Raw genomic sequence first — 25102 nt, forward strand, 5'->3', positions numbered from 1 at the left:
GGTAGGCCACGACCGTGGGTCGTGGCGAATGACCCGCTTCTGGTAGTGCCGGCCGCGGGGCGGCCCCCCCGCCCTCGCGGGCCGCCGGCCGGCCGCGCCGGGGGGCGCCACGTCCCCCCCCGGGGGGGGCGCCCCGCCCCCCCCCCCCCCCCCCCCCCCCCCCCCCCCCCCCCCCCCCCCACTACCGTTCGGCATCAAGCCACGTAGACGGTCTTGATGTTCATGAACTCATGGATGCCGTGGTCGGCCAGCTCCCGGCCGAAACCGGACTGTTTGCTGCCGCCGAACGGCAACCGCGCGTCGCTCTTGACGATGGCGTTGACGAACGCGGCACCGCATTCCATGCGCTGCGCGAAACGTTCGCCGCGCACCGGATCGCGCGTCCACACGCTGCCGCCCAGGCCGAAGCGGGTGTCGTTGGCCACGCGCAGTGCCTCGGCCTCGTCAGCGACACGGATCACCGCAGCCACCGGCCCGAACAGCTCCTCGTCGTAGGCCGGCATGCCCGGGCCGACCTGATCGAGCACGGTGGCCGGATAGCCGGCATGTGTACCCGCAATCGGCTCACCACCCAGCAGTACCCGCGCGCCCTTGGCCACGCTGGCCCGCACCTGCTTGTGCAGTTCGTCACGCAGATCGGCACGGGCCATCGGCGCCAGCGTGGTACCGCGCTCGTCCGGATCACCATACTGGCGCTCGGCCGCGGCTTCCACGAAGCGCCGGGTGAACTCATCGGCCACCGCCTCGACCACGATGAAGCGCTTGGCCGCGATGCAGGTCTGCCCGCTGTTATCGAAGCGCGACTTCACCGCCGCCGCCACGGTCTTGTCGAGGTCGGCATCGTCGAGCACCACGAAGGCATCGCTGCCACCCAGCTCCATCACCGACTTCTTCAGCTGGCTGCCCGCGTTGGATGCGATCGAGCGCCCTGCCCGCTCGCTGCCGGTCAGTGTCACTGCCTTCACCCGTGCGTCGCGCAGCACCTCGGCCGCCTGGTCGTTGTCGATGTGCAGTACATCGAACACGCCGTCAGGCAGGCCACCGTCACGGCATACCGCCAGGATCAGGTCGGCGCACTGCGGCACGTTGCTGGCGTGTTTGAGCAGGGCCACGTTGCCTGCCATGAACGCCGGGGCGAGGAAACGGAACACCTGCCAGATCGGGAAATTCCACGGCATCACCGCGAACACGCAGCCGATCGGCTCGTAGCGCACATAGCTGCGCTGGGCTTCGGTGTCGATCAGCTGCGGCTTGAGATAATCAGCTGCGTGGTCGGCGTAGAACTCGCAGGCCGCCGCGCACTTGTCGACCTCGGCCAACGCCTCTGCCTTGAGCTTGCCCATCTCGTGGGTCATCGCCTGCTGCAGATCATCGCGGCGCACACGCAGTTGGCCAGCGATCTGCTTGAGGATCGCCCCCCGCTCCTGCAGCGAGCGCTCGGCCCAACCGGGGAATGCATCGGCGGCGGCCTGCAGGCGCTGCTCGACGTCGGCAGCACCCATCAGTTCATGGCGGTAGGTCACCAGGCCGGTGGCCGGATCGACAATCTCGACGGTCATGGGGGATCTCCATCTGGAAGACCCCCATTGTGCGCCGCCGACCGTGAGCCGGATGTTGCCGACGCTGTCGACAGACCGTGTGCTCAGCCGTTCTCCTGCCGCGCCAGCTGCAGGTCGCGTTGGCGCCGTTTCTCGGCGCGGGCGTTGATGTACCAGCCGATCACCGCGGCGATCGACACCGCCGACACCAGCAGCGTGGCCAGCGCATTGATCTTCGGGCTGATGCCCATGCGCACCGAGGCGAACACCTTCATCGGCAGCGTGGTCGAGCCCGGCGTGGCCACGAAGCTGGCCACCACCACGTCATCCAGCGACAGGGTGAACGCCAGCAGCCAGCCCGCCACCAGCGCCGGTGCGATGATCGGCAGGGTGATGCGGCCGAACACAGTCAACCGGCTGGCGCCCAGGTCCATCGCCGCCTCTTCCAGCGACAGGTCCATTTCCTGCAGCCGCGAGGACACCACCACGGTGACGAAGCACAGGGTGAAGGTGACGTGGGCGATCCAGATGGTGGTCAGGCCGCGCGCCGGGAAGCCGGGAATCGCGCCCATCGAGGCCAGCAGCGCCATCAACGAGAAGCCCAGGATCACATCCGGCATCACCAGCGGCGCGGTGACCAGCGCGCCGAACAGCGGCTTGCCGCGGAAGCGCTTGAAGCGCGTCATCACCATCGCTGCCAGCGTACCCAGCACGGTGGCCGTGCAGGCAGTCCAGAACGCCACCACCAGGCTGGTCCACATCGCATCCATCAGCGCGCGGTCGGCGAACAGGTCGCTGTAGGCACGGGTGGAGAACCCCGCCCAGACCATCGCCAGCCGCGAGCTGTTGAACGAATAGAACATCAACAACAGGATCGGCAGGTACAGGAAGGCGAAGCCGAGCAGCAGCACGCCCAGCCCGAGGCCCTTTGCGCTACGCGGGCTCATGCCTGCTTCCCTTCCAGCAGGCGCTGCTGGGAACGGTTGAACAGCAGGATCGGCACCAGCAGCAACAGGATCATCGCCACCGCCATCGCCGAGGCGCCCGGCCAGTTGCGGTTGTTGAAGAACTCGTTCCACAGCTGGCGGCCCACCATCAGCGTTTCCGAGCCACCCAGCATTTCCGGAATCACGAATTCACCGATCGCCGGGATCATCACCAGCATGCAGCCGGCGATGATGCCCGCCTTGGACAACGGCAGGGTGATGCGCAGGAACGCCTGCCACGGCTTGGCACCAAGGTCGTAGGCGGCTTCCAGCAGGCGGTGGTCATGCTTGACCAGATTGGCGTACAGCGGCAGCACCATGAACGGCAGATAGCAGTAGACGATGCCGATATAGGCGGCGGTCGGGGTGTCGATCAACTGCAGTTTCGGCAGGCCCATCGACGTCATCAGCGTCTGCAGGCCGGTGAACTGCAGGAACTGGTCGAGCAGGCCGTTGCGGTCCAGGATCGCCTTCCATGCATACACGCGGATCAGGAACGAGGTCCACGACGGCAGCACCACCAGCATCATCGCCACGTTGCGCGCGGCCGGCGACAGGCGGGCGATGGCGTAGGCCATCGGGTAGCCGATCAGCAGGGTCAGGAAGGTCGAGATCGCCGCGATCTTGATCGAGCTCAGGAACGCCTGCGCATAGATCGAATCGCGGAACAGCGCCAGGTAGTTTTCCAGGTTCAGCTTCAGCGAGAAGCCGCCATCGGCGTACTGCAGCAGCCAGGTGTACGGCGGCGAGCCGACCCGGCTGAGCGAGAAGCTGATCATCAGCACGATCAGGAACGGCACTGCGAAGAACAGCAGCAGCCACAGATACGGAATGCCGATCACCGTGGCACGCAGCCCCGGCAACCAGCGCTTCAGGCCGGCGACGCTCATGAGGTCAGCACCACGCCGTCGTTGTCGCGCCAGTGCACCCACACCTCGTCGCCCCAGGTGAGGCCATCACTGGCCCAGCGCTGCGAGTTGGCGAAGTTGGCCAGTACCTTGGCACCGCTGGGCAGGCGCACGTGGTACACCGAGTGGCTGCCGAAGTAGGCAATGTCCTCGATCACGCCCTGCGCCTTGTTGGTGTGCCCTTCCGGCTCGTCCTTGCCGATCATCACCTTCTCCGGGCGCAGCGCGAACGCGACCGGCTGCCCTTCATAGCCGGTGATGCCATGGGCGATGTAGATCGGCGCCGGGAACAGCGGCGAGCGCACGGTCACGTACTCGGGAAGGTCCTCGTCGATCACCCCGTCGAACAGGTTGACCGAACCGATGAACTCGGCGACGAAGCGGTTGGCCGGCTGCTCGTAGACCTCGTCCGGCTTGCCGACCTGCTGGATCCAGCCGGCATCCATCACCGCGATGCGGGTGGCCATGGTCATCGCTTCTTCCTGGTCGTGGGTGACCATCACGCAGGTCACACCCGACGATTCGATGATGCTGACCAGTTCCAGCTGCATCTGCGAGCGCAGTTTCTTGTCCAGCGCGCCCATCGGCTCGTCCAGCAACAGCAGCTTCGGCCCTTTGGCCAGCGACCGCGCCAGCGCCACGCGCTGCTGTTGGCCGCCGGACAGCTGATGCGGCTTGCGCTTGCCCAGGTGCCCCATCTGCACCAGGTCCAGCATCTCGCCGACGCGCTTGCTGATCGCATCCTTGCCCAGGCCATCCTGCTTCAGGCCGAAGGCAATGTTCTGCTCGACCGTCATGTGCGGGAACAGGGCATAGGACTGGAACATCATGTTGACCGGCCGCTGGTACGGCGGCAGCGCGTCCAGGCGCTGGCCGTCGAGGGTGATGCTGCCCTTGGTGGGCGTCTCGAAGCCACCCAGGCAGCGCAGCAGGGTCGATTTGCCACTGCCGGAGCCACCGAGCAGGGCAAAGATCTCGCCCTTGCGCACGTCCAGATTGACGTCGTCAACGGCGACGAAACCGTCGAATTCCTTGCGCAGGTCACGAATGGAGAGATAGCCGGGCACACCGGTCGTGTCGACGACGGTGGCTACCGGCTGGGCTTCAACGGGCATGGGGGCTCCGGGAGCGGGCGGTGGACAGCGGTCGCCATTCTAACGGCCGGGGGGCCCAGGGGATATGACGGCGGCAGGCGGAAGCGGCCGCTGGCCAGCCCCGGGGGCCCTGGGAGTGTCGGTTTTCCCCCGCCATGGTGGCCTGTCCGCGCAAAGGCCCGGGCTCCCCTGGACGCCCCTGCGGTCGTCCCGGCCAGACACCACAGGCGACGCCTCGATCTGCAACGTTTTTCAGAACCGGATCTGTTGAAGGCCCGGGGCATTCCCCGCGCAATGGCCCGGATCAAGCCCCTGCATGGACCCATCCTGGTGACTTCCCCGGACCGCCCCTCCCCTTTCCCGCCCCGCATGCCGGGCTCCCTGCCTGCAACGCTGCCGCTGGTCATCATCGGCGCCGGCCAGGCCGGGCTGTCCCTCAGCGCGCTCCTGCAGGAAGCCGGCGTCAAGCATCGCGTGCTGGAGGCCGAAACCGTGGGCGCCAGCTGGCAGCGGCGCTGGGATTCGTTCCAGACCAACACCGCCAACGCGACGATGGCCCTGCACGGCCATGCCTATGCAGGTGACGACCCGGAAGGTTTCATGGGGGCCCCGGAGGTGATCCGGCGGCTGCGCGACTATGCCGACGAACGTTCGTTGCCGATCAGCGAGGGATGCGGGGTACATCGGGTCGCACCTCGGCCCGGTGGCTATGCCATCGACAGCAGGCAGGGGCCGATCCACGCCCGCGCGGTGGTAGTCGCTACCGGCGAATACCGGCGCGCGCGGATGCCCCGGGTCCCCTTCGCGCCCGCACCGGGTCTGACGGTGCTGCACTCCGGCGACTACCGCAGCCCCCGCCAGCTGCCCGACGGCGGCGTGCTGGTCATCGGTGGCGGCCAGTCCGGCGCGCAGATCGCCCAGGACCTGCGCGACAGCGGTCGCAGCGTGCACTGGTCACTGGCCCAGCGGCATTCGCATACCCGCCGGCTGCGCGGCAAGGACTCGATGACCTGGTGGGACATGGCCGGGCGCATCCACCAGCACGTGAGTGAGGCGGCCGCCGTCCTGGCCGGAGAACCGGATGCGCTGCGCAAGGCCCGCACCGCGGAGTTTCCGCTGATTTCCGGCAAGGGACGTGCCGGCCTGGGCAGCTCGATCAGCCTGCTGGCGATGCACCGCGCGGGCATCAGGTTGCTGGGCCGGTTGCAGGGCTTCGATGGAAACGTCGCCCGCTTCGCCGATGTGCGCCCGCAGCTGCGCACCGCGATCGAGGCGACACGGACCGAATATGTATATCTCGATTCGCTGGCCAGCGCGTACTACGCCACGCGGCCCGAACCGCGCACCGACGATGCCCGCTACATTCCCGAAGAGGTGTATCTGCACTGGGAGCCGGACGCCGCCCCGCGTGAACTGGATCTGCAGGCCGCAGGCATCCGCTCGGTGGTGCTGGCCACCGGCTTCGTCGCCGAATGGCCCTGGCTCGACGTGCAGGGCGTGCTGGACGCACATGGCTATCCGCTCGGCGAGTTCGGCGTTTCACCGCATCCGGGGCTGTTCTTCATCGGCATGCACAACCTGCAGCGGATGAGTTCGTCGTTCCTGTGCAACGGCGGTCGCGATGCACGTGACCTGTTGCCGGCGATCCTGCGGCACCTTGACCAGGGCGGCGGTACCGCGCCCGGCCAAGGATGAAGCAATCCGCCGGGCATGGCCCGGCGGCGCCAGACCGGCTTAACGGCCGGTCTTCACCTCGGTCCACAGCCGGGTGTAGAGCTTGTCGGTTTCCGGCGTGTTGATCGAATAGGTGAACATCTTGTCGGCCACGTCGGCCGGCGGGTAGATGGTCGGGTCGGTACGGATCGCCTCATCCACCAGCGGGGTCGCGGTCGGCACCGGGTTGGCGTAGTGGATGAAGTTGGTGTTGGCCGCGGCAACCTTCGGCTGCAGCAGGTAGTTGATGAACGCGTACGCGGCTTCCGGATGCTTGGCATCCTTCGGGATCGCCAGCATGTCGAACCACTGCGGGGCGCCTTCCTTCGGGATCGAGTAGGCCACGTGCACGCCATTGCTGGCTTCCTCGGCGCGGTCGCGGGCCTGGATGATGTCACCCGACCAGCCCACCACCAGGCAGGTGCCGCCATTGGCCAGCGAACCCACGTACTGCGAGGAGTGGAAATTCTGCACGTAGGGGCGGATCGACTTCAGCAGGTCGGCCGCCTTCTGCAGCTCGGCCGGGTCACCGCTGTGCGGGTCCAGGCCCAGGTAATGCAGCGCGATCGGGATCATGTCCGCCGGCGTGTCCAGGATGGTCACGCCGCAGTCCTTCATCTTGCTGATGTTCTCCGGCTTGAACACCAGGTCCCAGCTGTTGGCGATGTCGGTGCTGCCGCCGAAGCGCTGCTTCAGCATCTCCACGTTGTAGCCGATGCCGGTGGTGCCGATCATGTACGGCACGCCGTACTGGTTGCCCGGGTCCTGGGTGGCGATGCGCTTCATCACCGCCGGATCGAGGTTGGCCAGGTTCGGGATCTTGCTCTTGTCCAGCGGCAGGAACACGCCGGCCTGGATCTGGCGGCCGAAGAAGTTCAGGGTCGGCACCACCACGTCGTAGCCGCTGTTGCCGGCCAGCAGCTTGGTCTCGACCATCTCATCACTGTCGAACACATCGTAGGTCACCTTGATGCCGCTCTCCTTCTCGAAGGTCGGGATGGTGTCCTCGGCGATGTAATCGCTGTAGTTGTAGACGTTCAGGACCTGGCTGTCCTGCGCGCCGCCGTTGCCACCGCTGCAGGCGGCGAGCATGGCGGAGGCCAGGCCGAGCGTGAGGATACGCAGCTTCATCGGGTGCTCCAGAATGCGGAAAGGGGGGCCGGCGGGGCCGGCGACGGGTGCCAGCCTACCCCCCGGCGGCGGATTTTTCTATTCCAGATGCTCAGACGTTCAGCAGCAGGAACTCGCGCTCCCACGAGCTGATGACGCGGAAGAAGGTCTCATATTCCTTGCGCTTGACCGAGATGTAGGCGCGGCAGAAGCGCTCGCCCAGCAGCGCCTGCAGCTCGCTGCACTGCTCCAGCCCGTCCAGCGCTTCGCCCAGCGAGCGCGGCAGGTTGTAGCCCAGTTCCTTGGCGCTGCCGGTCACCGGCGCATCCGGTGCCAGCCGCTCGCGGATGCCCAGCAGGCCGCAGGCCAGGGTCGCCGCCATCGCCAGATAGGGATTGGCGTCAGACCCGGCGAAACGGCTTTCCACGCGCATGTTCTCCGGCGTGTCCAGCGGCACACGCAGCCCGCAGGTGCGGTTGTCATAGCCCCAGTGCACGTTGCTCGGCGAGACCTCGCCGAACACCAGCCGGCGATAGGAATTCACGTTCGGCGCAAAGAAGGCCATCGCCTGCGGCACGTACTTCTGCAGGCCGCCCAGGTAGTGGCCGAACACCGGGCTGAACTCGCCTTCGGCATGGGTCTCGCCGGCGAACACGTTGCTGCCATCGCTCACCCGCACCAGGCTCTGGTGGATGTGCATGGCGCTGCCCGGCTCGTTTTCCATCGGCTTGGCCAGGAACGTGGCATACACCCCGTGGCGCATCGCCGCTTCGCGCATGGTGCGCTTGAACAGGAATACCTGGTCGGCCAGGTCCATCGCATCGGCATGGGTGAAGTTGACCTCCAGCTGTGCCGCGCCGGATTCGTGGATCAGCGTGTCCACGTCCAGCTTCATCGCATCAGCGTAGTCGTACATCAGGTCGAGGATCGGGTCGAATTCGTTGACCGCATCGATCGAGTACGACTGCCGCGCGGTTTCCGGACGCCCGGAGCGGCCGGCCGGTGGCAGCAGCGGGAAGTCCGGGTCGGTGTTCTTCTGCACCAGGAAGAACTCCAGCTCCGGCGCCACCACCGGGCGCAGGCCCAGCTCGGCGTAGGCCGCCAGCACGCGGCGCAGCACGTTGCGCGGTGCCAGCTCGTGCGGCTCACCGCTCTTGGTGTAGCAATCGTGGATGATCTGCGCGGTGGCATCGGCCGCCCACGGCACCATGCGCACCGTGTCCGGATCGGGGCGCAGCATCATGTCCGAGTCCGACGGCGAGGTCAGGTCGTAGTAATCGTCAGGGAATTCGCCGGTGACGGTGGTGGCGAAGATGCCTTCGGGCAGCCGCGTGCCGTAGTCGTGCGAGAACTTGTCAGCCGGAATGATCTTGCCGCGCGCGTTGCCGGTGATGTCCGGCACCAGGCACTCGACCTCGGTGATGCGCCGCTCCTTCAGCCAACGCAGCAGACTGCTTTCCTGCGGTGCGGGGGGCGTAGCCGTCTTGCGCGGGCGCGTTCGGGAACTCATCGGGAATCCAGTCGGTTCTGTTGGTGCTGCCGGCAAGCTTGGCCGAACGCACGGAAAATAGCGTGATAGAACGGCGAATCCATGACACGCCACTCCGGGTGCCACTGTACGCCGAGCACGAAATCATGGTGCAGGCTGCGTGCCGCCTCGACCAGGCCATCATCGGCCACGGCTTCGACCTGCAGCCCCTGCGCCAGGTGAGCGATACCCTGCCCGTGTACCGAATTGACCTGCGTCCGGCCACTGCCGCTCCACCGCGCCAACCAGCCATCAGCGGCCAGGGTGACCGTGTGGGCCGGCCCGTACTGCACCTCCACCGGCGCCTGCGGGTCTTCGCGATGGTCGGCCAGGCCAGGCACCGCGTGCACCTGCGGATGCAGGTTGCCACCCAGCGCGACGTTCAGCTCCTGGAAGCCGCGGCAGATCGCCAGCACCGGCAGGTCCAGCGCCAGCGCTTCGCGCAGCAGCCCGAAGGCACTGGCATCGCGGGCCGGGTCGTGCGGATTGCCTGGCCAGCTGCGGCCGCCCTCGTAGTGCTGCGGTTCGATGTTGCTGACCGCCCCGGTCAACAGCAGGCCATCGAGCCCCTGCAGCCAGTCACCAGCCGGCAACGGCGGCTGCAGGCTTGGCAGTACTACCGGGGTCACTTCGGCAGCCTCGGCCAGCGCGCGCACGTACTTCTCGCCGGCCACCGCAAAGCGGTGATGGCCGAGCACGGTGCTGTCGGTGGGCAGGCCCACCCAGGGCAGGCGGCGCATGGGAAAACTCCTTGGCGTGCCGACACGTTACCCGTCGCCCGGCGAACGCGGCAAGTCGTCGCCGTCACACCATGGCCGTCACGCATCGGCGAAACTAAGCGCGTGAACGCTGATCGCCCTCCCCCGCTCCGCCCGTCCGTAGTGCGCCCGCAAGGCCTGCGATGAGCGCCGCCTTCCCGCCCAGCTGGTACGCCGCCAGCCTGCCCGAGCCGCCCGCACTTCCCTCGCTGCAGGGGAATGTGCAGGCCGATGTCGCAGTGCTTGGCGCGGGCTACACCGGCCTGACCGCAGCACTGGAACTGGCTACGCGTGGCCAGCGCGTGGTGGTGCTGGACGCGCAGCGGATCGGTTGGGGCGCGTCCGGTCGCAACGGTGGCCAGGCGCTGGTGGGCTATGGCTGCGAGGTGGACGAGCTGGAGCGCCAGCTCGGCCGCGACGATGCGCGCCACCTGTTCGACTGGTCGCGCGACGCAGTGCAGGCGATGCGCAACCGCATCGATCGCCACGGCATCGACTGCCATTGGGTGGAAGGCCATGCCAGCGTCGCCATCCGTGAACGCCATGAGCGTGAACTACTGGGCAACTGCGAGCACCTGCAGCGCCACTACAACTACCCGATGCAATGGTGGGACCGTGATGCCCTGCGCGCGCAGCTGGACAGCCCGCGCTACCGCGCCGCGATGTTCGATCCGCTCAGCGCGCACCTGCAACCGCTGGCGTATGCACGCGGCCTGGCCGATGCGGCGCGCGCGGCCGGCGTGGTGATCCACGAGAACTCCGCGGTGACCCGCGTGCAGCGCGGACCGCAGCCTGCCCTGCATACCGCTCAGGGCAGTGTGCGCGCTGCGCATCTGGTGGTGGCCGGCAACGCCTGGCTGCAGGGCCTGCTGCCCGAGCTGGAACGGCGGATCATGCCGGTGGGCACCTATATCGGCGCCAGCCAGCCGCTGGGTGCTGAACGCGCCCGGGCGCTGATCGGCAACAACATGGCCGTGGCCGACACCGCGTGGGCTCTGGACTACTTCCGCCTCAGCCACGACCACCGCCTGCTGTTCGGCGGCCGCGCCAGCTACTCGGCCCTGCCCCCACCGGGCCTGCGCGGGGTGATGCAACGGCGCATGCACCAGGTGTTCCCACAGCTGGCCGACGTGGCACTGGACCAGGTCTGGGGTGGTTATGTGGACATTACCCGCAACCGCGCCCCGCATTGGGGCCGGCTGGACGGCAATCTGTACTTCGCGCAAGGGTTCTCGGGGCATGGCGTGGCCGCCGCCGGGCTGTCCGGCGAGGTGATCGCCGCTGCCATTGCCGGCCAGAGCGAGCGCCTGGACGTGTTCCAGCGCCTGCGGCATGCGCCCTTCCCCGGTGGCCGGCTGCTGCGCACGCCGCTGCTGGTGGCGGCGATGTCGTGGTACAAGCTGCGGGATGCGTTGTGGTAGCGGAACCCTTCCCGCCCACATAATCGGTGCAGGAGCTGGGGGAGCACGTGGATGCAGTGGTGGAAAGACGGCCTGCTGGTGAGGATACGGGTCAGCCCCGAGGGGCTGGTGCTCGCACTCGTCTATGCCGTCGCCTGCTGGGGTGCGCGCAAGCTGTCATTGGACCAGTTCTTCCTGCCTGCCGGCGTACGGGTGGCCGCATTGCTGTTGTGCCCGCCTCGACTGTGGCCCTACCTGCTGATTGGTGAATACGCCTACTTCGCGCATCTGCGCATCCCCCTGATCAGCAAATACAACCTGACCTGGGTGATCCTGGCCTCGGTGTTCCTGATGCCCGCCGTGATGCTGATCGTGCGCCTGCACCGGAAGCTGCTTGCGCGCACCACGATCCTCGGCGTGATCTCCATTGCGGTATGCGCCGCGACGGTCATCAGCCTGCTCAACCTGGGAATCTCGTACCTGCTCTGGGAGCCGTTGCAGAACGCATCATTCATCACCAACGTGTTGCGCTATGCGCTGGGCGACTTCACCGGCATCCTCATCCTGGCGCCACTCGCACTGCTCTGGATCCGTCGCGCCGAGGAGCAATGGACGCCCCGGTCCGTTGCTGCTGTGGCAGGAGCACTCGCAGCCATGCTGGTCGTTGGCCTGCAGGCGACTCCGGTACCTGCCTCGATCACGGCGCCTGGCTCGCTGCAGTTGTTGTTGATCCTGCCTATTCCCGCAATCGCCCTGACCTGCCTGCTGGGATGGCGCGGTGCGGCCATCGGTGTCGCCGCCGTTAACATGATTCTTGGCGTCAGCACCCCCGCCGACCATCCGACGGCATTCGACCCGGCCACTTTCGCTACCCAGCAGGCCATGGCCATCGCCAGCATTGCCCTCCTGCTGCTTGGCGCACGCATCACCCACTTCCAGAACCAGCACCGGTTGCGCGAGGAAGATGGCAGAGCGGCCCTGCAGCTCGCACGGAATTCACATCTGGCCAGCGAGATGGACCTGCGTGAGCGCGCGGCCCATCTGCGCCAGTTGGGCGATGGCATGGACCTGTCGCTGAACGAAATGGTGAACTGGCTGCATGCGCAGGGCCATCACGCCGTGGCCGACAGCCTGCGGCATACCTCGGAGGTGCATTCACGCCTGTTCCGGGCCCAGGCCAGCATGATCTATCCCGCCGCCCTGGAACGGCTGGGCTTGTATGTGGCCTTGCAGGCGGGTGGAGTGCGTGAGGCGTGGAATGCCACGCATCGAATCGGGCAACCCAGGTTGATGGGTGATCCGTGTCTGCTCAGCCCCGGCTTGCAGCTGGCAGCCTATCGCTCGATCGTCGAAGCGGTTTCGATCCTCCTGGGCAGCGAGAAAGGCCAGCTCATGGTCCGGGCCCGCTGCGGGCAACGTGCCGGTCACCGCGGCATCGTCGTTGTGGTTGCGGCGATGGATCCGCATCAGACGCTGTCAACGGCAACCCTCGATCTTGCAACGTCCCAATTATCTGCTCGGATAACCGCCTATCGTGGTGCGCTGCATTGTGGCCGTAGGAGAATCAGGCTGATGCTGGTTGAAGCAGCCGATGCATCACAGGGCGAAGAGGCTTCGGTCTGGGGAACCGGTGTACCTGCCGGACTGCAGCCGCCCGGGACAGCCCCCCACTCTTTGTAGCCCGGTGAAAAATGGGATGAATATCACAACCTTGTCGTGACATTCTCCAAGTCTCCTTTTCGTATGTCCGCATCACGGATAGTAGGGTGAGATTGCGCCCATCTGAATCTATCGATACTGTCGCGCTGAAGGGAGTGCGTCATGTATCGACTGGACAGCGATAGTGTTCGACGAGCAGGGGAGGCTTGCGTTTGAAGTGGCTGAGAAATGGGTTTGAGCTGAGTTTCCGTATCCGCCCGGCAGGCCTTGCGCTGGCGGTACTCTACGCTGTCGCGTGCTGGACCACCTGGCACCTTTCCGTCGATCAGTTCTTCCTTCCGGCTGGAATCCGTGTTGCGGCGCTCTTGCTGACCCCGAAGCGAATGTGGGCCTATCTGGTCCTTGGCGAGTATGCCTACTTCGCCCACATGCGCTATCCGATGATTGAAGATTACGGAATGGCCTGGGTCATTTTCGGATCCGCATGCCTCATACCAGCAGTGGCGCTGATCGTTCATCTTCATCACAAGCTGATTGCTTCCACCACCGAAAGCTGGTTGCTTTCGATCGCGGCATCCGCTGCGCTGGTGGCCACTGCTCTCAAGCTCGGTCTGATTCACATGCTGTGGCCAGCTCCACCGAGCATGCCGTTCTACACGAACGCGATGCTCTACGTGCTCAGCGACTACATTGCAATCCTTACGGTCGCGCCCTTGGCGCTGCTCTGGATACGCCGACACAGCGGCTATGACTGGACGACCTGGCGACGCCGACCGACCATCGCAGCCCTCACTTCGCTGGGCATGCTGGGCGCCCTGCTGCTCCAGGTCAGCACGGAGGATCACTCGGCACGAGCAACGCTGCAGTTGTTGCTGGTGCTGCCAGTCATCGCACTGACTTGCATGCACGGTTGGCGAGGGGCCGCTGTGGGTGTTCCTCTGATGAACATCATCCTCAGCCAGACCATGCCAACCACGGGTCTGCCCGGGTCATTCGACGAGACCACTTTCTTCACCCAGCAGATCATTGCCATCACTAGTACAGCGCTTATCGCGCTGGGACCGCGCATCACCCATCATTACAATCAGCGCACACCTGTAGCGATGTCAGCATCGCGGGTCAATGCACTCTCGCGCTCGGCGCATCTTGCCAACGAGCAGGACCTGCGCGAACGCGCGCTGGGCCTGCGCCAGATTGCAGATGACATCGAAGAGGCTCTGGGAGAGACAGTGCAACAACTCAAGGCCGATGGCCATGAAGTTCCTGCGTCTGATTTGCTCCGCACCTTCTCGCAACGCTCACGACGATTCCGTGAACTGACCAGTATGGTCTATCCCACGGAGCTCGAGCATGCAGGCCTCTATGTCGCCTTGCGTGCCGGGGGACTCAGCGAAACCTGGAACGCCAGCCATCGCATCGTCCGTCCGATACTTGGCGGGGATCCATGCCAGCTGAGTATGGGCCTGCAGCTTGCCGCGTATCGCACCTTTGCCGAAGCCGTATCCCTTTTCCTGAAGGACGAATCCGGCCAGATCCAGATCAGCGCTCGCTGCGGTCGCTATAGAGGCGTGCACGGTATCGTGCTGAGGGTCGCGCTGCTGGACCGACATCGTACACTCGCCTCTCGAACCATGGAGAGCGCCATTGATCGACTCTCTGCACGCGTGCACGCCTATTCCGGACGCGTGCAATGCCGGGGCCACCGCATCACCATGGTGTTGCTGGACACTGCAGGCGAGGCCGAGCGCGGAACACTTCCATACAAGCGAAACGACATTTGCGAGACGCCTGCGCGCCAGTGATCGCAGGCGGACGATCGATAGCCCAGGCGACGCCTGTGGCTCGCCCCGCAGAGGTGTTTCCTCGCTCTGCGAAGCAAGCCACAGGCAGGCCACCTGTATTCAGCCCGTCATTTGCTACTGACCTCGCGCTCGACGGACCAGACTGCCCCACGCCCCTCTCCATAGACGACCAGAGAAAAATCAGGCCCGCGGAAGACAACGCTGCGGCGAGCATTCTTCGGTATCGCCAAAGGCTTGGACGGCAACGACACGCGAGCTACGGTCTTGCCGGCCGGCAATGCCCAGAACGTCGATTCGATGTTGGCAACGATCATATTGACCTGGCCGGTCAGATCATTGACCTGGTAGTACGACACTCCATCCCGCTCGAATGCGTAGACAAGCCATGCGGGATCTGAACTCAGATCAAGCGCCGCAGGCTGGCTCTCACCCAACCCAGCCGTTGCCAGTGGTACACCCTGCCCTCCGCCCGGACAGCAGGCAAACGACAGCGCAGGAACGACCAGCAGCGCAGCAGCGGCGCTCAACTTCGACAACCGGGAAAATCTCACAGGCATCTCCATGATTGAAAGGTGGACAACATCAAGGCAACACAGGCGCGGCCTTGGCAGATAGTGCAATATCCCCTGAGTGCCCCCCTGGCGACGTGAACAATCTCAGGGCACGCTTACCTGTCAGCATACTTGCGCCGCTCACAACCCCGCCGTTCGCATCACTCGCCCTACGTGGATACGGACAACGGCGGAGTTTCTGCCAGTACCGTTGCACACCCCGCGAAGTACCGCTACTTTCGCCGCTGGACCGTTACCGCCCCGAGGGAATGTGAGCGTTGCTCGCGTACCAGCCCATCCGAGATGGAGCGCCGTGAAGAACATGGCACTAGCCGGCATTCCAGTGCACCCGGCCGGGCTTCTCTTGGCTGCCGCGTACGCTATTGCCTGCGTTTCCGCCCGACAGTTTTCCCTGGACCAGTTTTTCCTTCCCGCTGGTATCCGCGTGGCAGCGCTTTTGATCGTTCCACAACGCCGATGGCCTTATGTATTGCTGGGAGAATTGGGCTACTTCGCATATCTGCGCATCCCTACGATCGACGAATACGGTCTGGAATGGGTCATCCTGGCGTCCACGCTGCTGATGCCGATGGCGATGCTGGTAGTTCACCTCCATCTGAGAAAAACCATATCCGAGGCAGCCACCGGATTCTGGCTGCTGTCCCTTTCAATCTCGGCAGCGGTTGCGGTTACCGGCCTCAACCTGAGCCTTTCTCGCCTCCTGTGGCCAGTTCCTCCCCCGGACACCCTGCTGGATGCTGCCGAAAGAGTCGTATTTGGTCATTTTGCCGCGATCATTACCATGGCCCCCCTGGCCCTTCTTTGGGCCCGGCGGCGCTCCGGTTCTCCATGGCAGAAGAGGTTGCTCGTTCCATCCCTCGTGGCCATTGCTCTGATGCTGGCCCTGGGGCTGTGCATGCAGCTGATTTCGACTGATGCCCATTCGACCCGTACCCACCTTGTGCTATTGGCGGCACTCCCAGCCATCACCCTGACCTTCATGCATGGATGGCGTGGCGCTGCCATCGCGATTCCACTGTTGAACCTTCCACTTCATTTCGCCACCCCCAGCACCGGCCTGCCGGCCTCGTTTGATCTGGGCACGTTTTCCACCCAACAGAACATGGCGGTGATGAGTGTCGCGCTGCTTGCGCTCGGTTCCAGCATCAGCTATCACCATCAGCGCGCCCGATCCCGCGGTCTGGCCGAGGAAACGACGCTGCGCCTGACACGCAGTTCTCACCAGACCAGCGAACGTGAGCTGCGTGAACGGGCCGCCCATCTGAAGCGTCTGGGCGACGGCATGGACAGCTCGCTCGTTGAAATGGTCAGCTGGCTCAAATCGCAGGGCCATCATGCCGTGGCGAACAGCCTGCAACACGCGTCATCCGTGCACTCACGTCTGTTCCGCGAGCAGGCCAGCATGGTCTACCCCACTGGATTGGAACAGGTCGGGTTGTACATCGCGCTGCAAGCAGGCGGCGCATGCGAGATCTGGAACAACACGCATCGCGTCATTCCGCCCAGGCTGGCGGGTAACCCCTGCCTGCTGACTGTGGATCTGCAACTGGCCATCTACCGCTCCTTGATCGAGGCGGTGTCACTGCTGCTGGAGCTGGAGACTGGGCAGGTCTGCGTGCGTGCCCGAAGTGGCCAGGCGAGCGGACGTCGCGGCATCGTTGCTATCGTGAGCCTGCTCGACCGTGGTTGCACGCTATCGGCACGCACCACCGACCAGGCCGTCGAGCGTCTGGCCGGACGGATGCTTGCCTACGGCGGAACGGTCCACTGCCGGGGCAATCGCCTGCGACTGGTCCTGCATGAATCGATCACCCACACCTCGCCAGCGGCGGCCTGACACGGGATCTGGCCCGGCGCGCAACGTTCGCCGCTAAAGTTACACCCGAAACCGCCGCTATCCGTGCCGAGCCCTCCTTCGTGAGCCACCGCATCATGCCCGTCCTGCCGCAGGCCGCCGTCGATGGCGACCTGGCCGATCCGCTGCCACAGCGGATCCTGCTGGTCGAAAATTCCCGTGCCTTTACCGGCATGCTGCGCGAAGCCATCGAGCAGCGCCTGGAACTGCCGGTGGTGATCGCCTCCACCCTGGCCGAGGCCGATCGCCTGCTGAGCGAGGGTGGCGGCTGGTTCCTGGTGCTGACCGGGTTGGTGCTGGCCGACGGCGACCGCGATGCGGTGGTCGAGTTCTTCCTCAAGCGCGACCTGCCGACCGTGGTGGTCAGCGGCGTGTACGACGAGGACCTGCGCAAGCGCGTGCTGCAGCAGCAGATCATCGACTACGTACTGAAGAATACCCCCGGCAGCATCGACTACCTGGTGTGGCTGGTGCAGCGGCTGGAACGCAACCGCCGCATCGCGGCGCTGGTGGTGGACGATTCCCCGTCCGCGCGCGGCTATGCCGCCGCCCTGCTGCGCATGTATGGCCATGAGGTGCACGAAGCGGCCGATGGCAACGAGGGCCTGGCCGCGATCGAGGCGCATCCGGCGATCCGCCTGGCGGTGGTCGACCAGGAAATGCCCGGCATGCAGGGCGTGGAATTCACCCGCCGCCTGCGCACCCTGCGCTCACGCGACAAGGTGGCGGTGATCGGCATCTCCGGCAACACCGACGCATCGCTGATCCCGCGCTTCCTGAAGAACGGTGCCAATGACTTCCTGCGCAAGCCATTCTCGCGCGAGGAATTCTTCTGCCGTGTCTCGCAGAACGTGGACCAGCTGGAACTGATCGGCACCCTGCAGGACCTGGCCACCCGCGACTTCCTCACCGGCCTGCCCAACCGCCGCTGCTTCCTGGAACAGAGCCAGCGCCAGTTGCCGCAGCTGCAGCTGCATGGCCAGTGCGTGGCGGTGGCGATGATCGACATCGATCACTTCAAGCACATCAACGACACTCACGGCCACGAGGCCGGCGATGATGCGCTGCGCGCGGTGGCCGGTGCGGTGGCCGCGCATGCACGCAGCCAGGACCTGATCGCACGCTTCGGTGGCGAGGAGTTCTGCCTGCTGGTGCCGGACATGGAACAGGACGAGGCACTGCAGTACTTCGAGGAGCTGCGCCAGCGCATCGCCGCGCTGGAAGTGGACATTGGCACCGCGACGCTTCGCATGACGGTCAGCATCGGCCTGTGCTGCCTGCGCCCGCAGCGTGATGCGCTGCACCGGCTGATCTCCGAGGCCGACCGCCAGCTGTACCTGGCCAAGGCCGGTGGCCGCAACCGGGTCAGCTGCACCACGGTGGCCAGCCCGCTGCGCCCGCGCGAGCCGGCCCTGCCCTGACCGGCCCGCTTTGATCCAGATCAACGCCGCACCCGCGCGGCGGCTCTACAGTCGGCCCCGACATACGCATGAAGGGGAGCCGGGGATGGCACTACTGGTCTGGCAGGACGATCTGAACATCGGCATCGATGTGATCGACCAACAACACCGCCGCATCATCGAGATGCTCAACCACCTGCACGTGGCCCAGGCCAGCATGCAGCGTGCGGCGGTGGGTGAAGTGATCGACGAGGTCGTGGACTACACCATGTCGCACTTCGCATTTGAAGAAGAGTTGATGGAAGAAGCGGGCTACCCGTTCTGTGCCGCGCACAAGCGCGTGCATGAGGTCTTCATCAAGCGGGTATCGGAATACCGCATGCGCTTCCAGGCCGGCGAAGACATCAGCGACGAACTGCGCACCATGCTCTCACGCTGGCTGTTCAATCACATACGCGGTGATGACCAGGCCTATGCCGAACAGGTCAAGGCGCACCTGAACCAGTTCGCCCGCGAGCACCAAGGGGGCGGTTGGCTGGGACGTACGCTCAAGCGCTTCTTTGGTTGAGCCTCAGGGCGCGCCGGTGCAGTGCCACCAGCGCGCACAGGGTCGCCACCGCAGTCAGGCACAGGTAGTAACCCACCGCGACCAGGCCGAAGCGTTCGGCCAGCCAGGTGGCCAGGTACGGCGCCGGTGCCGCGCCAAGGATGCCGGCCAGGTTGAAAGACAGCGACGCGCCGGTATAGCGCACTTCCACCGGGTAGATTTCGGCCAGGAAGGTGCCGCAGGGGCCGTAGGTCAGGCCCATCAGGAACAGGCCCAGGCACAGGAAGCCAGTGACCAGCCACGGGCTGTGCGGCTGGAACAGCGGCGCGAACAGCACACCGAAACCGACGATCAGTACGCTGGCGACGATCATCGTGCGTCGCGTGCCCCAACGGTCGCCATAGCGCGCCGACAGCGGGATACCCAGCGCGAAGAACAGCATGCCGGCCATCTGCATCAGCAGGAACTGCTCGCGGCTGTAGCCCAGCACCGCGGTGCCATGGCCGAGACTGAACACCGTCATCAGGTAGAACAGCACGAAGGTGGCGAACGCACCCAGCGTGCCCAGCAGCATCGGCACCGGATGGTCACGCAGTACCGTCCACATCGGCAGCCGCACCGGCGCCTTGCGCTCCAGCGCTTTCTTGAAATCGGGCGTCTCGTGGATGTTCAGGCGCACCCACAGGCCAAGGCCGACCAGCAGAGCGCTGGCCACGAACGGGATACGCCAGCCCCACTGCAGGAAGTCGTCCTGGCTCAGGCAACGGCCGAGCACCAGGAAGATGCCGGCTGACAGCAGGAAGCCCAGCGGTGCGCCCAGCTGCGGGAACATGCCGTACCAGGCGCGCTTGCCCGGCGGCGCGTTCTCGGTGGCCAGCAGCACCGCCCCACCCCATTCGCCACCCAGCCCCAGGCCCTGGCCGAAACGGCACAGCGCCAGCAACGCGGGGGCCCACAAGCCAATCTGTGCATGGGTGGGCAACAGGCCGATCAGCACCGTGGACAGGCCCATGGTCAGCAGCGCGGCCACCAGCGTGGCCTTGCGGCCGATACGGTCACCGAAGTGGCCGAACACCGCCGAGCCCACCGGACGCGCGATGAACGCGACCGCGAACGTTGCCAGTGACTGCAGCAGCGCCGCCTGTTCGCTGCTGTCCGGGAAGAACAGGTGCGGGAACACCAGCACCGCGGCCGTGGCGTAGATGTAGAAATCGAAGAACTCGATGGTGGTGCCGATCAGGCTGGCCAGCAGGACTCGACTGGGGGAATTCACGGACGGCGCGGCAGCGGTGATCGTCGACATCGGCAACACGGGTAACGGCGGATCGCCCGATTCTGCCACGGGCCGGTGGCCGCACGGGGCGATGGTTTCAGCCGACACCGATGCCAACGGAATTTTTCGGGCCACCCGCTAGGCTGCGCCACCGGTCCCTGCATGGATGCTTTGCCGATGACTGCAGTCGCGCTGTCGTGGTCCGATTCGCCGAAGCTGCCGCGCATGGCGGCATGGCTGGTGGTGCTGCTGGTGCATGGGTTGATGGCGCTGTGGCTGCTGGGCAGTGGCAGGATCATGCTGCGCAGTAACGACGACGCAAGGATCTCGCTGCGCTGGCTGCCGCCGGAACCGTCGACGCTGGCGCCTCAACAGCCTACCCTGCGCTCCGCACAGGTGACGCGTCCGGCCGCTTCGGCGATGCCACGTCCTGCCCCGGCTGCCCAGACAGATTCCACCCTACCAGCCGCAGAGGAAACGGCCGTTGCGGCGCCGCTGATCCTGGGCCTCCCGGCGGGCAGCATCGACGGTGGCGACGGCATCAGCGCTGCGGGTGTCGCTCCGCGCCTTATTGGTCGCCGCGAGATACACCCGGCATTCGCGCCGCGCCGCAATTACTTCCGGATCCGCCGGCAGATGACGCCGGAGCAGATCGTGCATGGCGTAGCGCAACTGCTGGGTTTGTGGCCACCGGGGTACATTGTCGACCCCTGCGAGCTGGGCAAGCAGGACATGGAGTATTTCCAGAACGCCGTCGAAGAAGCCGACCGGGATCTGCTGCGTGCAGCGGTGCTGCAGGTGAGTACCCGCTGCCGGTAGCTCGACAGCTGTCTGCCTTCTGTAGAGTCGAGCCATGCTCGACTGCTCTTCGCGAGAAGCAGCCGAGCATGGCTCGGCTCTACCGAAGAACGAAAAGCAGTCGAGCATGGCTCGACTCTACAAAGAGCGAACAGCGGTCAAGCAGCCACGTCGTTACAACTGGATCCAGGTGGCCTTGATCTCGCTGTACTTGTCGAAGGCGTGCAGCGATTTGTCCCGGCCGTTGCCGGACTGCTTGTAACCACCAAACGGTGCGGTCATGTCACCGCCATCCCAGCCGTTCACCCAGACGCTGCCGGCGCGCAGCTGGCGCGCAACCCGATGCGCGCGGCCCAGATCGCGTGTCCAGAGACCGGCGGCCAGTCCGTAGCGGCTGTCGTTGGCCACGCGCACGGCTTCGGCCTCGTCGTCGAAACCGAGCACCGCCAGCACCGGCCCGAACACCTCCTCGCGTGCCAAGGCCTGCTCCGGGCGCACCTGGTCGAACACCGTGGGCTGCACATAGCTGCCACCCGCCTCCACCTCGGCACGATGCCCGCCCAGCAGCAGGCGGGCACCTTCAGCTTCGGCGCGTGCGATATCCCGCATCACCTTGTCCAGATGCGCGGCGTCCACCAGCGCGCCCATCGGCGCGTCGGCGTCCAGCGGATGCTGCGGCTGCATGTGCTGGCCATAAGCAACTACCTGGTGCACGAAATCCTCACGGATCGAGCGCTGCACCAGCAAGCGCGACCCGGCGGTACAGACTTCGCCCTGGTTGAAGAAGATGCCCTGCGCCACGGCCTTGGCCGCCGCGTCCAGATCGGGAGCGTCGGCGAACACCACGTGCGGGCTCTTGCCGCCGCATTCCAGCCAGACCCGCTTGAGGTTGGATCGCCCGGAACACTCCAGCAACTTCGCGCCGGTGGCAGTGGAACCGGTGAACGCCAACACATCCACGTCCATGTGCAGGGCCAGCGGTTCGCCAACGCGCGCGCCATGGCCCGGCAGCACGTTCAGCACGCCCTCCGGCAGGCCCGCCTCGGCGGCCAGCGCCGCCAGCCGCAGCGCACTCAGCGGCGACCGCTCCGAAGGCTTGAGCACCACCGAGTTGCCCATCGCCAGCGCCGGCGCGATCTTCCAGCAGGCCATCAGCAACGGGAAATTCCACGGCACGATGGCCGCCACCACGCCCGCGGCCTCGCGGGTGACCAGTCCGAGTTCGTGCGGGCCAGTCGGCGCGATCTCGCCATACAGTTTGTCCACCGCTTCGGCGGTCCAGCTCAGGCAGCGCACCGCACCGGGCAGGTCGATACGGCGCGCGTCACGCACCGGCTTGCCCATGTCCAGGGTTTCCAGCAGCGCCAGCTCATCGGCGTGCTTCTCCACCAGCGCGGCCAGCGCCAGCAACACGCGCTTGCGATGCGCCGGGCTCGCCTGCGACCAGTGGCCCGCCTCGAAGCTGCGCCGCGCGGCCAGTACCGCGCGTTCGACATCCTGCGCGTCGCAGTCGGCAACCGCGCCCAGCACGCGACCATCGATCGGGCTGATGCAGTCGAAGCGGGCGCCGCTGGCGGCATCGACATAACGGCCATCGATGAAGGCCTGGCCCGGCATCGAGAGCTGAAGGGACAGCGCCTGCCAGTGGCTGCGGTCGGGGAAATCGGCCATGGGAAGCTCCAGCGGTCAACGAGCTTTGGTTATACCGGGACCGCCGCGACTCCACCGTGACGCGGCTGCGCTACATTCGTCGCATCGGACCCGATGGAGCTGGCATGAAGCGTCCCGAAAGCGACCTGCACGACCTGGCCACCCAGCGTCCCGAGTCACTGGACGCGTACTGGATGCCGTTCACCGCCAACCGCCAGTACAAGGCCGCGCCGCGCATGCTGGTACGCGCCGAAGGCATGCACTACGAGGACGTCGACGGCCGCCAGATCCTCGACGGCACCGCCGGCCTGTGGTGCTGCAACGCCGGCCACGCCCGCCCGCGCATCGTCGAGGCCATCGTCGAGCAGGCACGCACGCTCGACTATTCGCCGGCCTTCCAGATGGGCTCGCCGCCGGCCTTCGCACTGGCGCAGCGGCTGGCCGCACTGGCGCCTGCCCCGCTCAACCATGTGTTCTTCACCAGCTCCGGCTCCGAGGCGGTGGATACCGCGATGAAGATCGCGCTGGCCTATCACCGCCAGCGTGGCGAGGGCCAGCGCACCCGCTTCATCAGCCGCGAGAAGGCTTACCACGGGGTCGGTTTCGGCGGCATGGCGCTGGGTGGGCTGCCCAACAACCGCAGGGCGTTCGGCCTGCAGCTGGGCGGCGTGGACTACCTGCGGCATACCCTGGACCTGCCGCGCAATGCGTTCAGCAAGGGCCTGCCACGCCAGGGCGCGGAGCTGGCCGACGACCTGGAACGGCTGATCGCGCTGCACGATGCCTCGACCATCGCGGCGGTGTTCGTCGAGCCCATTGCCGGTTCGGCCGGGGTGATCCTGCCCGCGCCCGGCTACCTGCAGCGCCTGCGCGAGCTGTGCGACCACCACGGCATCCTGCTGGTGTTCGACGAGGTCATCACCGGTTTCGGCCGGGTCGGCATGCCCTTCGCCGCGCAGCGCTTCGGGGTCACCCCGGACCTGCTGACCTTCGCCAAGGCGGTCAGCAACGGCGCGGTACCGCTGGGTGGCGTGCTGGCCAGCGACGCCGTGCATGCAACCCTGATGCAGGCACCGCCGCAGGCCATCGAGCTGTTCCATGGCTATACCCATTCCGGCCATCCGCTGGCCTGCGCCGCAGCGCTGGCCACGCTGGAGGTCTATGCCGAGGAGCGCCTGTTCGAGCGTGCCATCGAGCTGGGCGAATACTGGCAGGAACGGCTGCATGCGCTGCAGGGCCTGCCCAACGTGATCGACATCCGCAACTTCGGGCTGGTCGGCGCGGTCGAGCTGGCGCCGCGCCGCGATGCCCCCGGCAGCCGTGGCTACGAGGTGTTCCGGCGCTGCTTCCAGGACGGCCGGCTTCTGGTGCGCTGTACCAGCGACATCATCGCGCTGTCGCCACCTCTGATCGTGGACAAGGCACAGATCGACCAGATCACCGGCACCCTGGGCGAGATGATCCGGGCCACCGCCTGAGCCCGGGCCGGCGGTGGCGAGCGGGTACAATGGGCGGTTCCGCTCCTGCTCGCTGCCGTGCCCATGGATATCGTCGTCAAAGAAGAACTCAAGGCCTACATCGACCCGCTGACCGCGGACGAACATGACGCGCTGGAGCGCAGCATCCTGGCCGAAGGCTGCCGCGATGCGCTGGTGCTGTGGGGTGATGTGCTGGTCGATGGCCACAACCGTTTCGGCATCTGCCAGAAGCATGGCCTGCCCTTCAACACCGTGCAGAACACCCGCTTCCAGAGCATGGAAGACGTGCACCTGTGGATGATCGAGCAGCACCTGGGCCGCCGCAGCGTGTCCGACTTCCAGCGCGGCGTGCTGGCGCTGCGCAAGCGCGACATCCTGGCCGCCCGCAAGCAGATCGAGCAGGCGCAGCTGCAGCGAGAGAGCGACGGCACGGCAGAGATGGCCGATGAAGGCGGTGAAGACAGCCCGCCGTGGGAGCCGGCACCGAAGGTCAGCCGCGCCGAGCTGGCCCGCGAGGCCAAGCTGAGCGCCAGCCAGGTCGGCATGATCGAACGCATCCACGCCCAGGCCGCGGCCGAGGTGGTGGAAGCGGTGAAGGCCGGCGTGATCTCGATCAGCGCTGCTGCTGCCGTGGCCGACCTGCCGGAAGACGAGCAGCGCGCCGCTGCCGCCGGTGGCAAGGATGAGCTGAAGCAGGCCGCCAAGCGCGTGCGCGAGTCCAAGCGCAAGCCGCGTGCACCGAAGCCGGAAGCAGCCGAGATGGACTTCGAGGAAGCGGACGAAGAGCAGATCGCCAGCCGCGACGCCGAGGTGCTGTCGGCACTGGAGCAGCTGGGCGAGGATGCCCCGGCGCTGCGCCGCCGCGTGGTCGCGCTGACCCGCGAGAACGACACCCTGCGCGCGCAGCTGGCGGCGTTGCGCAAGCAGCTCGAAGCGCTCTGAGCCAGCGGGTAGTGGCGGGCGCGGGGCGGGCGCCCCCAGGACGGGGGGGGGGGGGTGGGGGGGGCGGCGCGCGGGCGGCCCCGCCCGCTGC

At 66.2% G+C, this 25102-nt stretch carries 20 protein-coding genes; 10 read left to right on the forward strand and 10 right to left on the reverse strand.

The annotated features are described in order from the left end of the window. Positions 1–194: 194 nt before the first annotated feature. From V3B48_RS11980 to potA, 4 genes are all read right to left on the reverse strand, one after another. Positions 195–1559, reverse strand: a complete 1365-nt coding sequence (locus V3B48_RS11980; RefSeq protein WP_329893793.1) for an NAD-dependent succinate-semialdehyde dehydrogenase — start codon at positions 1557–1559, stop codon at positions 195–197. A gap of 83 nt (positions 1560–1642) precedes the next feature. Further along, positions 1643–2485: an ABC transporter permease subunit gene (locus V3B48_RS11985; protein ID WP_032130237.1), complete on the reverse strand. Its 843-nt coding sequence runs from the start codon at positions 2483–2485 to the stop codon at positions 1643–1645. After that, positions 2482–3414 (reverse strand): ABC transporter permease subunit, encoded by a 933-nt coding sequence (locus V3B48_RS11990; RefSeq protein WP_049399899.1) that lies wholly within the window; start codon positions 3412–3414, stop codon positions 2482–2484. Before V3B48_RS11990 ends, V3B48_RS11985 begins: the two co-directional genes overlap by 4 nt. Next, positions 3411–4547 carry a polyamine ABC transporter ATP-binding protein gene (gene potA, locus V3B48_RS11995; RefSeq protein WP_329893794.1) on the reverse strand — a complete coding sequence of 379 codons (1137 nt, stop codon included), beginning with the start codon at positions 4545–4547 and terminating at the stop codon, positions 3411–3413. Before potA ends, V3B48_RS11990 begins: the two co-directional genes overlap by 4 nt. Before the next feature lie 273 nt (positions 4548–4820). On the opposite strand from potA, the gene V3B48_RS12000 reads away from it, so the two are divergent. Then, positions 4821–6221, forward strand: a complete 1401-nt coding sequence (locus V3B48_RS12000) for an NAD(P)-binding domain-containing protein (protein WP_329893795.1) — start codon at positions 4821–4823, stop codon at positions 6219–6221. A gap of 39 nt (positions 6222–6260) precedes the next feature. Here the strand turns inward: V3B48_RS12000 and V3B48_RS12005 are convergent, their stop codons facing one another. The 3 genes from V3B48_RS12005 to V3B48_RS12015 form a co-directional block, all read right to left on the reverse strand. Then, positions 6261–7370 (reverse strand): polyamine ABC transporter substrate-binding protein, encoded by a 1110-nt coding sequence (locus tag V3B48_RS12005; protein ID WP_032127877.1) that lies wholly within the window; start codon positions 7368–7370, stop codon positions 6261–6263. Positions 7371–7461: 91 nt separating this feature from the next. Beyond that, positions 7462–8859: a glutamine synthetase family protein gene (locus V3B48_RS12010; RefSeq protein ID WP_032127878.1), complete on the reverse strand. Its 1398-nt coding sequence runs from the start codon at positions 8857–8859 to the stop codon at positions 7462–7464. Continuing rightward, positions 8856–9617 carry a gamma-glutamyl-gamma-aminobutyrate hydrolase family protein gene (locus V3B48_RS12015; protein WP_329893796.1) on the reverse strand — a complete coding sequence of 254 codons (762 nt, stop codon included), beginning with the start codon at positions 9615–9617 and terminating at the stop codon, positions 8856–8858. Before V3B48_RS12015 ends, V3B48_RS12010 begins: the two co-directional genes overlap by 4 nt. A gap of 161 nt (positions 9618–9778) precedes the next feature. Here V3B48_RS12015 and V3B48_RS12020 point away from each other — a divergent pair, with 161 nt between their 5' ends. The 3 genes from V3B48_RS12020 to V3B48_RS12030 all read left to right on the forward strand — a co-directional run bounded on the left by V3B48_RS12020 (position 9779) and on the right by V3B48_RS12030 (position 14496). Next, a complete protein-coding gene (locus V3B48_RS12020) occupies positions 9779–11056 on the forward strand; it encodes an FAD-binding oxidoreductase (protein ID WP_329893798.1) in 1278 nt (425 codons plus the stop codon). A gap of 51 nt (positions 11057–11107) precedes the next feature. Beyond that, positions 11108–12715 carry an MASE1 domain-containing protein gene (locus V3B48_RS12025; RefSeq protein WP_329893799.1) on the forward strand — a complete coding sequence of 536 codons (1608 nt, stop codon included), beginning with the start codon at positions 11108–11110 and terminating at the stop codon, positions 12713–12715. Between the two features lie 191 nt (positions 12716–12906). Beyond that, positions 12907–14496, forward strand: coding sequence for an MASE1 domain-containing protein (locus V3B48_RS12030; protein ID WP_329893800.1), 1590 nt, complete (start codon positions 12907–12909; stop codon positions 14494–14496). A 107-nt stretch (positions 14497–14603) separates the two neighbouring features. Here V3B48_RS12030 and V3B48_RS12035 read toward each other — a convergent pair whose 3' ends face one another. Next, a complete protein-coding gene (locus tag V3B48_RS12035) occupies positions 14604–15023 on the reverse strand; it encodes a hypothetical protein (RefSeq protein WP_329893801.1) in 420 nt (139 codons plus the stop codon). Positions 15024–15369: 346 nt separating this feature from the next. On the opposite strand from V3B48_RS12035, the gene V3B48_RS12040 reads away from it, so the two are divergent. From V3B48_RS12040 to V3B48_RS12050, 3 genes are all read left to right on the forward strand, one after another. Beyond that, the gene (locus tag V3B48_RS12040; protein WP_279912646.1) at positions 15370–16905 is read left to right on the forward strand and encodes an MASE1 domain-containing protein; all 1536 of its coding nucleotides are present in this window, start codon (positions 15370–15372) and stop codon (positions 16903–16905) included. Between the two features lie 95 nt (positions 16906–17000). After that, a complete protein-coding gene (locus tag V3B48_RS12045) occupies positions 17001–18344 on the forward strand; it encodes a diguanylate cyclase (protein WP_032127881.1) in 1344 nt (447 codons plus the stop codon). An 85-nt stretch (positions 18345–18429) separates the two neighbouring features. Beyond that, the gene (locus V3B48_RS12050; protein ID WP_004151683.1) at positions 18430–18891 is read left to right on the forward strand and encodes a bacteriohemerythrin; all 462 of its coding nucleotides are present in this window, start codon (positions 18430–18432) and stop codon (positions 18889–18891) included. Here the strand turns inward: V3B48_RS12050 and V3B48_RS12055 are convergent. Further along, the gene (locus V3B48_RS12055) at positions 18872–20164 is read right to left on the reverse strand and encodes an MFS transporter (protein WP_180862766.1); all 1293 of its coding nucleotides are present in this window, start codon (positions 20162–20164) and stop codon (positions 18872–18874) included. The two genes, V3B48_RS12050 and V3B48_RS12055, sit on opposite strands and share 20 nt — an antisense overlap. A gap of 156 nt (positions 20165–20320) precedes the next feature. Here V3B48_RS12055 and V3B48_RS12060 point away from each other — a divergent pair, with 156 nt between their 5' ends. Beyond that, positions 20321–20962, forward strand: a complete 642-nt coding sequence (locus tag V3B48_RS12060; RefSeq protein WP_329893802.1) for a hypothetical protein — start codon at positions 20321–20323, stop codon at positions 20960–20962. Between the two features lie 153 nt (positions 20963–21115). Here the strand turns inward: V3B48_RS12060 and V3B48_RS12065 are convergent, their stop codons facing one another. After that, positions 21116–22612 carry an aldehyde dehydrogenase gene (locus tag V3B48_RS12065; RefSeq protein WP_329893803.1) on the reverse strand — a complete coding sequence of 499 codons (1497 nt, stop codon included), beginning with the start codon at positions 22610–22612 and terminating at the stop codon, positions 21116–21118. A 104-nt stretch (positions 22613–22716) separates the two neighbouring features. Between V3B48_RS12065 and V3B48_RS12070 the strand changes: the two genes are divergently transcribed. Continuing rightward, positions 22717–24069, forward strand: coding sequence for an aspartate aminotransferase family protein (locus V3B48_RS12070; protein ID WP_329893804.1), 1353 nt, complete (start codon positions 22717–22719; stop codon positions 24067–24069). A 63-nt stretch (positions 24070–24132) separates the two neighbouring features. After that, positions 24133–25011 carry a plasmid replication/partition related protein gene (locus V3B48_RS12075; protein WP_285303259.1) on the forward strand — a complete coding sequence of 293 codons (879 nt, stop codon included), beginning with the start codon at positions 24133–24135 and terminating at the stop codon, positions 25009–25011. Positions 25012–25102 lie beyond the last annotated feature (91 nt).

The sequence above is a fragment of the Stenotrophomonas sp. SMYL20 genome (assembly GCF_036320045.1).
Classification (GTDB): domain Bacteria; phylum Pseudomonadota; class Gammaproteobacteria; order Xanthomonadales; family Xanthomonadaceae; genus Stenotrophomonas; species Stenotrophomonas maltophilia_A.

Coding starts and splice junctions, on each gene's coding strand:
- V3B48_RS12075 (WP_285303259.1), top strand. CDS start 24,133: ATGGATATCGTCGTCAAAGAAGAACTCAAGGCCTACATCGACCCGCTG.
- V3B48_RS11985 (WP_032130237.1), bottom strand. CDS start 2,485: ATGAGCCCGCGTAGCGCAAAGGGCCTCGGGCTGGGCGTGCTGCTGCTC.
- V3B48_RS12010 (WP_032127878.1), bottom strand. CDS start 8,859: ATGAGTTCCCGAACGCGCCCGCGCAAGACGGCTACGCCCCCCGCACCG.
- V3B48_RS12070 (WP_329893804.1), top strand. CDS start 22,717: ATGAAGCGTCCCGAAAGCGACCTGCACGACCTGGCCACCCAGCGTCCC.
- V3B48_RS12050 (WP_004151683.1), top strand. CDS start 18,430: ATGGCACTACTGGTCTGGCAGGACGATCTGAACATCGGCATCGATGTG.
- V3B48_RS12000 (WP_329893795.1), top strand. CDS start 4,821: ATGGCCCGGATCAAGCCCCTGCATGGACCCATCCTGGTGACTTCCCCG.
- V3B48_RS12025 (WP_329893799.1), top strand. CDS start 11,108: ATGCAGTGGTGGAAAGACGGCCTGCTGGTGAGGATACGGGTCAGCCCC.
- V3B48_RS12065 (WP_329893803.1), bottom strand. CDS start 22,612: ATGGCCGATTTCCCCGACCGCAGCCACTGGCAGGCGCTGTCCCTTCAG.
- V3B48_RS12020 (WP_329893798.1), top strand. CDS start 9,779: ATGAGCGCCGCCTTCCCGCCCAGCTGGTACGCCGCCAGCCTGCCCGAG.
- V3B48_RS11980 (WP_329893793.1), bottom strand. CDS start 1,559: ATGACCGTCGAGATTGTCGATCCGGCCACCGGCCTGGTGACCTACCGC.
- V3B48_RS12040 (WP_279912646.1), top strand. CDS start 15,370: ATGGCACTAGCCGGCATTCCAGTGCACCCGGCCGGGCTTCTCTTGGCT.
- V3B48_RS12060 (WP_329893802.1), top strand. CDS start 20,321: ATGACTGCAGTCGCGCTGTCGTGGTCCGATTCGCCGAAGCTGCCGCGC.
- V3B48_RS11990 (WP_049399899.1), bottom strand. CDS start 3,414: ATGAGCGTCGCCGGCCTGAAGCGCTGGTTGCCGGGGCTGCGTGCCACG.
- V3B48_RS12015 (WP_329893796.1), bottom strand. CDS start 9,617: ATGCGCCGCCTGCCCTGGGTGGGCCTGCCCACCGACAGCACCGTGCTC.
- potA (WP_329893794.1), bottom strand. CDS start 4,547: ATGCCCGTTGAAGCCCAGCCGGTAGCCACCGTCGTCGACACGACCGGT.
- V3B48_RS12005 (WP_032127877.1), bottom strand. CDS start 7,370: ATGAAGCTGCGTATCCTCACGCTCGGCCTGGCCTCCGCCATGCTCGCC.
- V3B48_RS12045 (WP_032127881.1), top strand. CDS start 17,001: ATGCCCGTCCTGCCGCAGGCCGCCGTCGATGGCGACCTGGCCGATCCG.